General features: G+C 63.7%; 13 protein-coding genes. 4 read left to right on the plus strand and 9 right to left on the minus strand.

Going from position 1 to position 11,980, the window contains the following annotated elements; translation table 11 throughout:
• The coding region (locus EN781_RS11760; protein WP_281034369.1) for a GTP-binding protein at window positions 1–195 on the plus strand (195 nt) is incomplete at its 5' end.
• A gap of 18 nt (window positions 196–213) precedes the next feature.
• Here EN781_RS11760 and EN781_RS11765 read toward each other — a convergent pair.
• The 6 genes from EN781_RS11765 to EN781_RS11785 form a co-directional block, all read right to left on the minus strand.
• Complete coding sequence (locus EN781_RS11765) at window positions 214–462, minus strand: sulfurtransferase TusA family protein (RefSeq protein ID WP_126058044.1); 249 nt, start codon at window positions 460–462, stop codon at window positions 214–216.
• A gap of 53 nt (window positions 463–515) precedes the next feature.
• Complete coding sequence (locus tag EN781_RS11770; protein WP_126058045.1) at window positions 516–1,805, minus strand: murein L,D-transpeptidase family protein; 1,290 nt, start codon at window positions 1,803–1,805, stop codon at window positions 516–518.
• A gap of 254 nt (window positions 1,806–2,059) precedes the next feature.
• Complete coding sequence (locus EN781_RS35800) at window positions 2,060–2,188, minus strand: hypothetical protein (RefSeq protein WP_281033022.1); 129 nt, start codon at window positions 2,186–2,188, stop codon at window positions 2,060–2,062.
• 234 nt (window positions 2,189–2,422) lie between these two features.
• Window positions 2,423–3,373 (minus strand): acetyl-CoA carboxylase carboxyltransferase subunit alpha, encoded by a 951-nt coding sequence (locus EN781_RS11775; RefSeq protein WP_126058046.1) that lies wholly within the window; start codon window positions 3,371–3,373, stop codon window positions 2,423–2,425.
• Window positions 3,374–3,473: 100 nt separating this feature from the next.
• Window positions 3,474–4,385, minus strand: coding sequence for a site-specific tyrosine recombinase XerD (locus EN781_RS11780; protein WP_126058047.1), 912 nt, complete (start codon window positions 4,383–4,385; stop codon window positions 3,474–3,476).
• Between the two features lie 10 nt (window positions 4,386–4,395).
• Window positions 4,396–4,548 (minus strand): histidine kinase, encoded by a 153-nt coding sequence (locus tag EN781_RS11785; protein ID WP_126058048.1) that lies wholly within the window; start codon window positions 4,546–4,548, stop codon window positions 4,396–4,398.
• Between the two features lie 252 nt (window positions 4,549–4,800).
• Here EN781_RS11785 and EN781_RS11790 point away from each other — a divergent pair, with 252 nt between their 5' ends.
• From EN781_RS11790 to EN781_RS11800, 3 genes are read left to right on the plus strand one after another with little or no spacing between them, the layout of a single operon-like run.
• Entirely contained in the window at window positions 4,801–5,412 is a 612-nt protein-coding gene (locus EN781_RS11790) for a shikimate kinase (RefSeq protein ID WP_126058049.1), read from the plus strand.
• The gene (gene aroB, locus EN781_RS11795; RefSeq protein WP_126058050.1) at window positions 5,409–6,530 is read left to right on the plus strand and encodes a 3-dehydroquinate synthase; all 1,122 of its coding nucleotides are present in this window, start codon (window positions 5,409–5,411) and stop codon (window positions 6,528–6,530) included. The genes EN781_RS11790 and aroB overlap by 4 nt, the downstream gene beginning before the upstream one ends.
• Window positions 6,527–7,420, plus strand: a complete 894-nt coding sequence (locus EN781_RS11800) for a transporter associated domain-containing protein (RefSeq protein WP_126058051.1) — start codon at window positions 6,527–6,529, stop codon at window positions 7,418–7,420. The genes aroB and EN781_RS11800 overlap by 4 nt, the downstream gene beginning before the upstream one ends.
• 41 nt (window positions 7,421–7,461) lie before the next feature.
• Here EN781_RS11800 and EN781_RS11805 read toward each other — a convergent pair whose 3' ends face one another.
• The 3 genes from EN781_RS11805 to EN781_RS11815 all read right to left on the minus strand — a co-directional run.
• Entirely contained in the window at window positions 7,462–9,012 is a 1,551-nt protein-coding gene (locus tag EN781_RS11805) for a SpoVR family protein (RefSeq protein WP_126058052.1), read from the minus strand.
• Between the two features lie 11 nt (window positions 9,013–9,023).
• Window positions 9,024–10,337: a YeaH/YhbH family protein gene (locus EN781_RS11810; protein ID WP_126058053.1), complete on the minus strand. Its 1,314-nt coding sequence runs from the start codon at window positions 10,335–10,337 to the stop codon at window positions 9,024–9,026.
• A 17-nt stretch (window positions 10,338–10,354) separates the two neighbouring features.
• Window positions 10,355–11,980: PrkA family serine protein kinase (locus tag EN781_RS11815; protein WP_127400009.1), on the minus strand; the 1,626-nt coding region annotated here is incomplete at its 5' end.

The raw sequence follows: 11,980 nt of genomic DNA on the forward strand, positions 1-11,980 counted from the left end.
ATCCTGCACCCGCCGGCAAGGCTGCCGGCCTGGCCGGAGGGCAATCGCGGCACCAGGCTGGTGCTGATCACGCTCGACATGCCGGAGGACTATGTGCGCCGGCTGTTCGCCGCCCTCACCAACAGGCCGTCGATCGACACGCCCGACCGCGCGGCGCTGGAGGACAATCCGCTGGCCATAGCCGGGCGACGGTAAGGGGCCAGGACCGCGAACTCAGGCGGCGCCGCGCTCGACCAGGAAGCGATGGCCGCCGGACACCGCCGCCGTTTCGACGAGCTGATGGCCTGCGTCCGAGCAGAAGGCCGGAATGTCGATGACGGCAAGCGGATCGGTGGTTTCCAGCCAGATCAGGCTGCCTGGCCGCATCGCGGCCAGCCGCTTCTTCGCCTTTAGCACGGGGAGGGGACAGTTCAGCCCCTTGAGATCGTAGACGGCGGGGCGCTTTTCTCTTTTTTCAAGCATGTCGTTGTCCCAAAACCGCCCTACACTTTGGGCGACATGCATCAGCCAAAACCTCAGCCGCCGAACATGCCGAGCAGCTTCTTCTTCAGCTTCGTCACCGTGCCGTCGTCGGCGCTCGCGGCCTGCGTTTCGGCTGCCGGTTCGGCCGCTTCGACGCCCGCGGTGGTGACCGGCTGCTGGGCAGCCTGCTTGGCGGCTTCCGCCTCGGCCAATGCCTGGGCCTTGGCAGCTTCCTTGGCGGCCTTGGCTGCCTGTATGGCTGCGAGCCGCTGTTCCTCGGCCTTGCGCTTGGCTTCCTTCTCGGCGTCGAGCGCGGCCATCTTGCGGCCGAGCGGCGAATCGATACGGCCCATGCGCGCGGTCTCGGTCACCGAGCCGTCGCCGTTCATCGATGGCGGGTCGATCGGCACGCGCTCGCCGCGGGCGCGGCGCTTCGACCAGTCGGAAACGATGCTGGCTTCCTTGATGCCGGCAATCGTCGGCTTGGGCGCCGGCGCGCTGGACTTGACCGCGCCGTTGAAGGCCGAGTCATAGGTGCTCTGATAGGCGCTATAGGCGCTCTTCAGCGAATCCGGCTGCGTGGTGGCGGGGCAGGGCCCGGTGGGATCGAAGGTCGTGCCTTCGGGAGCCACTTGATTGAAGACGTAGCGCTTTTCGCAGACGTCGACCTTCGGCGGCACCTTGGTGATCTCGAAATTGTCGTAGCCGACCTTCAGCATCTTCCAGAAATCGTAGTTCGGGTCGTTGCGGTAGCGCGCCATGTTGGCGGCGGTCATGCGGAACGGAAAGGCCTGGATCTGGAACTCGGTCTGCCCGCCCTGGAAGGCATCGCGGCCGAAGGCGTAGATCTGCTCGATCTGGGCATCGGTCATCGAATAGCAGCCCGACGACGAGCAGGCGCCATGCACCATCAGGTTGGAGCCGGTGCGGCCATTGGCGCGGTCATAGGCGTTGGGATAGCCGATGTTGAAGGACAGATGGTAGTTCGAGCGCGGGTTCATCTGCGAGGGCCGGACCGTATAGAAGCCTTCCGGCGCCTGGCGGTCGCCTTCCGTGTACTTCGGCCCGAGCTTGCCCGACCATTTGCAGATGTCGTAGCTGGCCACCATCTCGTAGCGGCCATTGGTCTTGGCCTTCCAGATCTCCAGCTTGCCCTCTTCCTTGAAGATACGGGCCATCACCGACGAGGTGCGGACCATGCCCTTGGCCTTCATGTCGGCCAGGATCTTGTCCGGCAGCGGCTTGTTGGCCTCCGGCGCGAAATCCTTCATCGAGGAATCGTTGCAGCCGGCGACGCCGATGGCGGCGATCAGGACTCCGGTACGGGCAAGCTTGGCAAACATGGTACGGCTTAGTCTTTCCCTCGGGCCACGGGTTCAACCGCCAGGCCCGCACGCTGAACATGAGCGGACCGTAAGCCCGTTAACCTTGAAAAATCCTTACCGCAAGCCTCGAACGACCCCTCGCGGCAATTTCATTGAGCCGAACGCGGCGGCATTTTTGTGGCGGAATCGTGCCCGTACACCACTTTGCCGCGTAGCGGCCGAAGCTATTCCAGGGCGATCAGACGTTTTGACAGAAACGGATTTGACGGGGACTAGTTGACGTCGGTGCCAGTGCCATTGCTGTTGCCGTTTTCCACTGGCGGCTGGGAAGTCGCTTGTTGGGCCGTCAGTGCTTGCAGGCGGGCCGCTTTGATCAGCGTGGGTTTCTCGTATTTCTTCATTTCAAATCCCCCGAAACGAGAAGCTTAATTAGCAGCCGTTAAAGCAAAGTGTCTATGGCGGCCCCGCTCCGAACCACCGGATCGCCGCCTGGACCACCGATGTGGGTGGCGCCTTCCGGACGGAAAACCGTTCCAAACGTTTGATGGAACTGCCCGGATATAAAGCGCGTCGGGCTGAAACGGTGTTAGGCGATGCGCCTTAAGCCCTCCCAGAACCGCCCACATTTCCGGGCACTAGAGGCTGCGTCCCATGGCCAGGTATTTCTCGCGACGCTGCTCACGGAAATCGGTGTTGGCGCCGGCAAAATCCTTCATCGTCTTGGCGATGAGGTCGCCGGTGGCGGCGATCACCGTCTCCGGCGCCCGATGGGCGCCGCCGAGCGGCTCGGGGACGATGGCGTCGATGATCTTCATTTCGTAAAGATCCTGGGCGGTGATCTTCATGTTGGTCGCCGCGTCCCTGGAGCGGGTGGTGTCGCGCCACAGGATCGAGGCTGCGCCCTCCGGCGAGATCACCGAATAGATGGCATGCTCCAGCATGTAGACCCGATTGGCGGTGGCGATGGCGATGGCACCGCCCGAACCGCCTTCGCCGATCACCACCGAGATCGACGGTACCTTGAGCGCCAGACAGGCCGAGGTCGAGCGGGCAATCGCCTCGGCCTGGCCGCGTTCCTCGGCGCCGACGCCGGGATAGGCGCCGGCGGTGTCGACCAGCGTCAGAAGCGGGATCTTAAAGCGGTCGGCAAGCTCCATCAGCCGCACCGCCTTGCGGTAGCCTTCCGGCCGCACCGAGCCGAAATTGTGCTTCAGCCGGCTCGCCGTGTCCGAGCCCTTCTCCTGGCCGATCACCGCCACCGGCTCGCCTCGGAAGCGGGCGAAGCCGCCGACGATCGCCTGATCCTCGCCGAAATTGCGGTCGCCGGCGAGCGGCGTGAAATCGCTGAGCAGGCCCTTGATGTAGTCGACGCAATGCGGCCTGTCGGGATGGCGCGCCACCTGCACCTTCTGCCAGGGCGTCAGCGCCTTGTAGGCCTCGCGCAGCGCATCGCGCGAGCGCTTCTCCAGCCGGCTGATCTCGTCGCCGACATCGACGGCCTCGCCGTTCTCGGCAAGCTTCTTCAGTTCCAGGATCTTGCCTTCGAGATCCTGCACCGGCTTTTCGAAATCGAGGTAGTTGTACATTCTTGAGCGGACCGACAGTTCGGAAGGCAATGGCTGGCGAAACCCTCGAAAACAGGGGCCCCGGGCGATGGAACGTCGCCCTCACATAGCGACATGAGGCCTAGTCGGCAAGCGGATGATGATCATTGACCAGCCGCACCAGCCGCTCTTCCAGCACATGGGTGTAGATCTGGGTGGTGGAGATGTCGGCGTGGCCGAGCAGCTGCTGCACGGCCCTGAGATCGGCGCCGTTCTGCAGGAGGTGGCTGGCGAAGGCGTGGCGCAGCACATGCGGCGAGATCTTGGCCGAGGCGATGCCGGCCCTTGCGGCAAGCCCTTTGAGGTCGCGGGCGAAGACCTGACGGGAGAGGTGGCCGGTGTCGGAGGCGGCCGGAAACAGGAAGGGGCTGGCGGCGAGGGCCGGCCGCTCTGCCCTGGCGGCAAGCCAGGCCCGCATGGCGGCGCGCGCCTTGGCCGAGAGCGGCACCATGCGCTCCTTGTCGCCCTTGCCGCGCACCATGAAGAAGCGGTCATCGCGCAGCGCCACCGTCACCGGCAGGCCGACCAGTTCGGAAACGCGCAGGCCGGTGGCGTAGAGCACCTCAACCAGTGCATGCAGGCGCAGCCGCGCCGGACGGTCGCCGCCGTCGGCGTCGCCCGCTTCGGTAGCGGCGCGGTCGATCAGCCGGCCGGTCTCGGCCTCACTCATCGTCTTCGGCAGCGGACGGCCCTTCCTCGGACTGTCCAGCGTGCCGGTCGGGTCGTCGCCACGCAGGCCCTCGGCGTAGAGGAACTTGAAGAATTGGCGGATGGCCGACAGTTTGCGCGCCTGCGAGGTGGCGGCGAAGCCGCGCGCGGCGATATCGTCGAGATAGGCGCGGATGTCGGCGGCGGCCGCGCCCGCGAGCCCGCCGCTGATTGCCATCGAAGCGTCTTCCAGGTCGCGGCGGTAGGAGGACAGCGTGTTTTCGGCCGCGCCCCGCTCGGCGCTCATCATCTCCAGGAAGGCCTCGATGCGCGCCGCGCTGTTCATGTCGTTGGCGTCAGTTCTTCTTGGGGTTCAGCTTTTCGGGCGGGATGCGCACGCTCATTTCGGCCTTTTTCGGTTCGACGAACATGGCCAGCGCGAACATCGTGCCATAGGCAATGCCGGCCAGAATCGTCAGCGTCACGACAAAGCGAAACAGTGTCGGCATCAATATGCGCCCGTCTCTTGTTCTGCATTTCCAAACCCTGTGCCCTTATGGGACGCCAATCCGGCCAATTCAAGGTAGAAGCCTGTTGTCCTAACGCAGGTCCTTGCCGGCAAACCGTATAACACTTTCCGGGACCTGCTTGTTTTGGCGCAGGTCCTGTTCGGAAAACCGCTGACACTTTTCCGGGACCTGCTTGCCGTGCTTGACGCAAACAGGCTTTTGATGTCGATAACGCCGACAAAGAGGGCTCGTATGAACGCGCTACAAGCAAATCCTCCCGGCGAGGGCCATGCCGAGCTGCTGGAGCGGCTGGGCAGCCGCTCCATCGTCTTCGTCGGCCTGATGGGCGCCGGCAAGACGGCGATCGGCCGCAAGGTGGCGGCGATGCTTTCGCTGCCCTTCATCGACAGCGACCAGGAGATCGAAAGCGTGTCGCGCATGACCGTGCCCGAGCTGTTCGAGCGCTATGGCGAGACCGAATTCCGTGCCTTGGAGCAGCGCGTCATCCTGCGCCTCCTGGAAAACGGCCCGCAGGTGCTGTCGACCGGTGGCGGCGCCTTCATGAACGCGCAGACGCGCGAGGCGATCGCCACGCATGGCGTCTCGGTGTGGCTCAAGGCCGAGCTCGATTTGTTGATGGAGCGCGTATCCAAGAAGCAGAACCGGCCATTGCTCAAAAGCCCTGATCCACGCGCCGTGCTCGAGCGGCTGATGGGCGAGCGGTATCCCGTATATGCCACATCGGACATCACCGTGCCGACCCGCGACGACCGCAAGGAGGTCATCGCCTTCGAAGTGGTCGCGGCGCTGTGCGGCCATTTTGGCGTTGCGCTTGTACAAGCCAGCGACGAGGCCCGGCCATGAGCGACGTCGCACCCGTCACCGTCGAAGTCGGCCTTGGCGATCGTGCCTACGACATAATGATCGGTCCCGGCCTGCTGTCCGGCGCTGGCCTGGAGATTTCGCGCCGCTTGCCGGGCAGGCGCGCGGCCGTGATCACGGATGAGAACGTCGCCGCTGCGCATCTCGAAACGCTGAAGGCCGGCCTCGGGACGGGCGGCATCCAGGCGGCCGTCATCACGCTGCCGGCCGGCGAAAAGACCAAGAGCTTTGCGCATCTCGAAGAGGTGGTCGACGGGGTGCTCGCCGCCAAACTGGAACGCGGCGACGTCGTCATCGCGCTAGGGGGCGGCGTCATCGGCGACCTCGCCGGTTTCGCCGCCGGCATCGTGCGGCGCGGCATGAAATTCGTGCAGATCCCGACATCGCTGCTGGCGCAGGTCGATTCCTCCGTCGGCGGCAAGACCGGCATCAACAGCGCGCGCGGCAAGAACCTCGTCGGCGTCTTCCATCAGCCGAGGCTGGTGCTGGCCGACACCGGCGTGCTCGACACGCTGCCGATCCGCGAATTCCGCGCCGGCTATGCCGAGCTCGCCAAATACGGGCTGATCGACCGCCCCGACTTCTTCGCCTGGCTGGAGGCGAACTGGCAGGACGTGTTCGCCGGCGGTCCGGCGCGCACGCAAGCGATCGCCGAGGCCTGCCGCGCCAAGGCCGATGTCGTCGCCCGCGACGAGTTCGAGACCGGCGACCGCGCACTGCTCAATCTCGGCCATACGTTCGGCCACGCGCTGGAAGCCGCGACGCACTATGACGGCGCCCGGCTCGTCCACGGCGAGGGAGTCGCCATCGGCATGGCGCTGGCGCATCGCTTCTCGGCGCGGCTCAACCTAGCGAGCCCGGACGATGCGGCGCGCGTCGAGGCGCATCTTCGCGCCGTCGGCCTGCCGTGGCGGATGGCCGACATCCCCGGCGAACTGCCCGACGCCGAAGCGCTGCTTGGCTTCATCGCCCAGGACAAGAAGGTGTCGCGCGGCGCGCTGACCTTCATCCTGACGCGCGGAGTCGGCCAGGCCTTCATCGCCAGGGACGTGCCGGCGTCGGAAGTGCTTGGCTTCCTTGCTGAAAACCACCCGGGATGAACGAGGCTGGCTGGATCGCCGCGGCCGTCCTTGCCGGCTCCATGCTGCTGGCCTTGCTCTTTCGCGCCCGCCTGCTCGCTGCCTTCGGCCACGAATTGCGGCGCGTCGATCCGCAACGTCCGGCGCATGACGAGCCGCGCGAGGCGGCCGACGATTTCCGCCGTGACGGCCAGGCGCCACGAGAGGAACGCAATCGTCTGGAGGGACTGTTCGACCTCGAGGAACTCGAAGTGTCCGACGTCATGGTCCACCGCACCAACATGCGCTCGGTCAATGCCGACAATGCATCGGAAGCGGTGGTGCGCGAGATCCTGAACAGCCCGCATACGCGCATGCCGTTGTGGAAGGGCTCGCTCGACAACATCGTCGGCGTGCTGCACGCCAAGGACCTGCTGAGGGCGCTGAACGAGGTCGGCAACGACTTTTCCAGGATCGACGTGATGAAGATCGCGTCGAAGCCCTGGTTCGTGCCGGACACCACCACCTTGCAGGACCAGCTCAACGCCTTCCTGCGCCGCAAGGCGCATTTCGCCATCGTCGTCGACGAATATGGCGAAGTGGAAGGGCTGGTGACGCTGGAGGATATCATCGAGGAGATTGTCGGCGAGATCGCCGACGAGCACGACGTCGACATCCAGGGCGTTAAGCAGGAGGCCGACGGCTCGGTCGTCGTCGACGGCACGGTGCCGATCCGCGATCTCAACCGGGCGCTCGACTGGAACCTGCCGGACGAGGAGGCCACCACGATTGCCGGCCTCGTCATCCACGAGACCCAGTCGATCCCCGATGAAAAACAGGCCTTTACCTTCCACGGCAAGCGCTTCGTAGTCATGAAGCGCGACAAGAACCGCATCGCCAGGCTGCGGATAAAGCCGGCCGGCGACGCCTGAAAATCAGGTAGGTCGGCGCGGCGCGGCGTCTGCCTCCGGCGCTATTCCACGATCTCCCTGGTCGAGCGCTCGTGCAGCGTCGCGCCTGTTTCGGCGTCGACCGCCGCAAGACTGACCTCGTAGCCCCAGAGGCTGCGGATATGGCGCAAGGTCGCGTCGCGGCTGCCTTCGTCCAGGAGGATACCGGCCTTCACCTTGTGCTGCAGCCGCAGTTGCCTGTCGCCGCGCAGGTCGACATCGACAATCTGGATGTCGGGCCTGTTCGCCCCCACGTCGTAGCTGTGGGCCAGGCCGCTGCGTATCTTCTCATAGCCGCGCTCGTTGTGGATCGATGCGACCTCCAGATGCGGTTCGTCGGCTCGATCGGCAAGCACGAAGAGCCGCCATTTCCGGATCAGGGTTGGGCTGAGGTACTGGCGGATGAAGGATTCATCGCGATGGTCGGCCCATGCCTCGAGCAGCGTCTCGCGCCAGTCGCCGCGGCCCGCAATGTCGGGAAACCAGTCGCGGTCCTCCGCCGTCGGCTCGGTAGAGATGCGCCGTATGTCCTGCATCATGTCGAGACCGAGCGCGTAGGGATTGATGCCGGAAAAGCGGGGATCGTCGAAACCAGGCTGGAAGACCACATTGGCATGGTTGCGCAGGATTTCGAGCATGGCGCCCTCGCCGATCAGCCCGCGATCGAACAACAGGTTCATCAGCGTGTGGTGCACGAAAGTGGCGCAACCCTCGTTCATCACCTGGGTTTGCCGCTGCGGGTAGAAATATTGCGCGATGATGCGGACGATGCGGACGATTTCGCGCTGCCACGGTTCCAGCACAAGGCTGTTCTTCTCGAGGAAATAGAGCAGGTTCTCCTCGGGCAGATTGAGCGACTTCTTCCGTTCGGCCAGGCTTTCGTCCTTCTCGCCGGTCTTGCCGGTCTCCTGCGAGGCCGGCAGCGTGCGCCACAGATCGTTGTAGGAGCGCTCCTCATATTCGAGGCGCTCGCGCAGGCCTTCGCGCTGCCGCTCCGACGACAGCTTGGGCGGCCGGCGGTAGCGGAACACGCCCTGTTCCATCAACGCATGCGCCGAATCGAGGACCGCCTCGACCGCCGCGAGGCCGTGCCGCTCCTCGCAGCGGGCGATATAGCCCTTGGCGAAGTCGAGATAGCTCAGGATCGCCCCGGCGTCGGTCCACTGCCGGAACAGGTGATTGTTCTTGAAAAAATGATTGTGTCCAAGCGCCGCGTGCGCCGTAACCAGGGCCTGCAACGCCATGGTGTTCTCCTCCATCAGGTAGACGATGCAGGGATTGGAGTTGATGACCAGTTCATAGGCCAGACCACGACCGCCCTTGCGGTAGAGAAGGTCGTGATGAAGGAAGTGCTTGCCGAACGACCAATGGCGATACATCAGTGGCATGCCTATCGATGAATAGGCGTCGAGCATCTGCTGGGACGAGATGATCTCCATCTGAACCGGATAGATATCGAGGTGGAGTTCTTCCAGGGCGATCGCCTCGATCGCGTCATAGGCCCGCGACAGCGTCTTGAAGTCCCAATCGGATCCGGAAAACAGCAAAGCTGGTTTGCCTGCCTGCCTGGCCATTTGCACCCCTCTCAAGCGCTCTTGCGGGCAGCTGGCTGCCTTGCGAAGAGCTGGCGGAAGACCGGGTAGATGTCGGCCGGAGTGGCGATGCGGGTCATCTGGAAGTTCGGCCATTTCTGCGCGACGACGCTGTAGGCGCGCCACAGCGACGTCCCGTTTTCGGTGGCTCCGAAAATATGGCTCTCGCGTTCGTCGATGATCTCGACATAGGCGAAATATTGGCAAAGACGCATGAGCGCGCCGTCGAGCAAAGCTATGCAGCGTTCCGAATCGGTGGCGAAATTGTCACCGTCCGAAGCCTGGGCGGCGTAGATGTTCCACTCGTTGGCCGGGTAGCGTTCTTCGATGACGCGGCGCATTTCGTCGAGCGCCGTGGAAACGACTGTGCCGCCGCTTTGCGTGCAATGGAAGAAGGTTTCCTCGTCCACCTCCTGGGCCTCGTGGGTGTGGCGGATGAAGACCACCTCGGTGCGCTCGTAGCGCCGTTTCAAGAACAGATGCAGAAGCACGAAGAAGCGTTTGGCCAGATCCTTCTCGCGCTCACCCATCGATCCGGACACATCCATCAGGCAGAACATCACGGCACTGGCATTCGGCAGCGGCCGGGGATCGAAGCGATTGAAGCGGATGTCGATCGGATCGACATAGGCGATGCGTTTGCGGCGGCGCTCCAGCCGTTCGAACTCCTTGCGCAAATCCGCGACACGCAGACGCGTCGCTGCGCTGGCCGGCTGAGAGTCCAGCGCGGCGATCTGCCCGGCGATGGCATCCACGTCCGCCTGCTTCGGCCGCCTCAACGCTATGCGGCGGCCATGACTGTTGCGCATCGTACGCGCGACGTTGATGTTGGTCGGCGAACCGGTTGTCGCGAAGCCGGCGCGCTGCGACTTGAAGGCGAGGATTTCCTTGAGGTTGAGCTTGACCATGTCGGGCAGTTCGAGATCCTCGAAAAACAGATCGAGAACCTCCTCACGCGACAGCACGAAACGGAAATCGTCTTCCGAGACTGTGTCGCCCGGAGACGACGACCCGGCGCCGCCGCCCTGGCCGGGTTTGGGGATCAGGTCTCCCGGAGAGAAACTCTTGTTGCCGGGCAGGATGTGCTGGCGCCGCCCGCTGTTCCTGGCATCGTTGAAGCTCGGCTCACCGGTACCTTTTTCCGGCATCGGCACGGCGTATTCCCTGTCCGCCTCGGCGATCCGGCCGGTGCGTATGCGGTCGCGTATGCTGCGCTTCAGTTCTTCCCGCGCGCGCCGGAGGAAGCGCTGGCGATTGCCCAAGCTCTTGTCCTTGGGATTCAGGCGGCGGTCGATGAAGATCGGCATGGAACCCCCGGGCGTTCTCAACCCGCCTTGTTCACCCGCATGTACCAGTCCACCAGCCGACGCACCTGACGCTGGGTGTAGCCACGCTCGACCATGCGCTGCACGAATTCATTGTGCCGCTTCTCGGTGACGCTGTCCTGCTTGGAGCCGAAGCTGATCACCGGCAGAAGGTCTTCGACCTGGCCGAACATGCGCTTTTCGATGACCTCGCGCAGCTTTTCATAGCTTGTCCACGACGGGTTGCGACCGTGATTGCGCGCCCGGGCTCGCAAGGTGAATTTCACCACTTCGTTGCGGAAGTCCTTGGGATTGGCGATGCCGGCCGGCTTTTCGATCTGTGACAATTCGTTGTCCAGCACCTCGCGGTTTAGGATCTGGCCGGTGTCGGGATCCTTGTAGTCCTGGTCCTCGATCCAGGCATCGGCATAGGCGATGTAGCGGTCGAACAGGTTCTGGCCGTATTCGCTGTAGGACTCCAGATAGGCCTTCTGGATCTCGTGGCCGATGAATTCGGCATAGCGCGTGGCGAGTTCAGACTTGGTGAACTCGAGATAGGCGGCTTCCGTCTGCTTCGGAAATTGCTCCCGCTTGATCGCCTCCTCCAGGATGTACATCAGGTGAACAGGATCGGCGGCCACTTCCTTGGTGTCGTAGTTGAAGGTCTGCGACAGGATCTTGAAGGCAAAGCGCGTGCTGACGCCGGTCATGCCCTCGTCGACGCCGGCGGCGTCGCGGTATTCCTGCACCGACTTCGCCTTCGGGTCGATCTCCTTCAGGCTCTCGCCGTCATAGGCGCGCATCTTGGTGTAGCGCGGTGAATTATCGTGCTCGGCCAGGCGCGTCGAGACGGTGAAGCGGCTCAGAATATCGAGAACTTCCGGAGCGCAGGGGCTGGCCGCCAATTCGCTTTCGCGCAGCAGCTTCTCGTAGATCTGCCTCTCTTCGGTAACCCGCAGGCAATAGGGAACCTTGACCACAAGGATGCGATCGAGAAACGCCTCGTTGTTCTTGTTGTTCTTGAACTGCTGCCATTCTGATTCGTTGGAATGCGCCACGACGATGCCCTGGTAGGGGAAGGCGCCGAAATTCTCGGTGCCGTTGTAGCTACCCTCCTGCGTGGCGGTCAGCAGCGGATGCAGGACCTTGATCGGCGCCTTGAACATCTCGACGAATTCGAGCAGGCCCTGCGTCGTGCGATTGAGCCCGCCGCTGTAGGAATAGGCGTCCGGGTCGGACTGGCTGAAATTCTCCAACTGCCGGATGTCGACCTTGCCGACCAGAGCCGAAACATCCTGGTTGTTCTCGTCTCCCGGCTCGGTCTTGGCAATGCAGATCTGGCGCAGCCGCGACGGCATCAGCTTGACGACGCTGAATTTGGAGATGTCTCCGGACAATTCGTCGAGGCGCTTGGCCGCCCATGGCGAAATCAGCCCGTTCAGCCGGCGGCGGGCTATCCCGTATTTGTCCTCCAGCAGGTCGCCCATGTGGTCGGGGTTGAAAAGGCCGAGCGGCGATTCGAAAACGGGGCTGATCTGGTTGCCGGCCTTCAGCGTGTAGATCGGCCGCTGCTCCATGAGCTTCTTCAATCGCTCGGCGAGTGATGACTTGCCGCCGCCGACAGGACCGAGCAGATAGAGAATCTG

The sequence above is a fragment of the Mesorhizobium sp. M4A.F.Ca.ET.090.04.2.1 genome (genome assembly GCF_003999085.1).
Lineage (GTDB): Bacteria > Pseudomonadota > Alphaproteobacteria > Rhizobiales > Rhizobiaceae > Mesorhizobium.

Bases quoted from the DNA above. Each gene is read 5' to 3' on its own strand.
- EN781_RS11765 (WP_126058044.1), bottom strand. From the start codon at position 462: ATGCTTGAAAAAAGAGAAAAGCGCCCCGCCGTCTACGATCTCAAGGGG.
- EN781_RS11770 (WP_126058045.1), bottom strand. From the start codon at position 1,805: ATGTTTGCCAAGCTTGCCCGTACCGGAGTCCTGATCGCCGCCATCGGC.
- EN781_RS35800 (WP_281033022.1), bottom strand. From the start codon at position 2,188: ATGAAGAAATACGAGAAACCCACGCTGATCAAAGCGGCCCGCCTGCAA.
- EN781_RS11775 (WP_126058046.1), bottom strand. From the start codon at position 3,373: ATGTACAACTACCTCGATTTCGAAAAGCCGGTGCAGGATCTCGAAGGC.
- EN781_RS11780 (WP_126058047.1), bottom strand. From the start codon at position 4,385: ATGAACAGCGCGGCGCGCATCGAGGCCTTCCTGGAGATGATGAGCGCC.
- EN781_RS11785 (WP_126058048.1), bottom strand. From the start codon at position 4,548: ATGCCGACACTGTTTCGCTTTGTCGTGACGCTGACGATTCTGGCCGGC.
- EN781_RS11790 (WP_126058049.1), top strand. From the start codon at position 4,801: ATGAACGCGCTACAAGCAAATCCTCCCGGCGAGGGCCATGCCGAGCTG.
- aroB (WP_126058050.1), top strand. From the start codon at position 5,409: ATGAGCGACGTCGCACCCGTCACCGTCGAAGTCGGCCTTGGCGATCGT.
- EN781_RS11800 (WP_126058051.1), top strand. From the start codon at position 6,527: ATGAACGAGGCTGGCTGGATCGCCGCGGCCGTCCTTGCCGGCTCCATG.
- EN781_RS11805 (WP_126058052.1), bottom strand. From the start codon at position 9,012: ATGGCCAGGCAGGCAGGCAAACCAGCTTTGCTGTTTTCCGGATCCGAT.
- EN781_RS11810 (WP_126058053.1), bottom strand. From the start codon at position 10,337: ATGCCGATCTTCATCGACCGCCGCCTGAATCCCAAGGACAAGAGCTTG.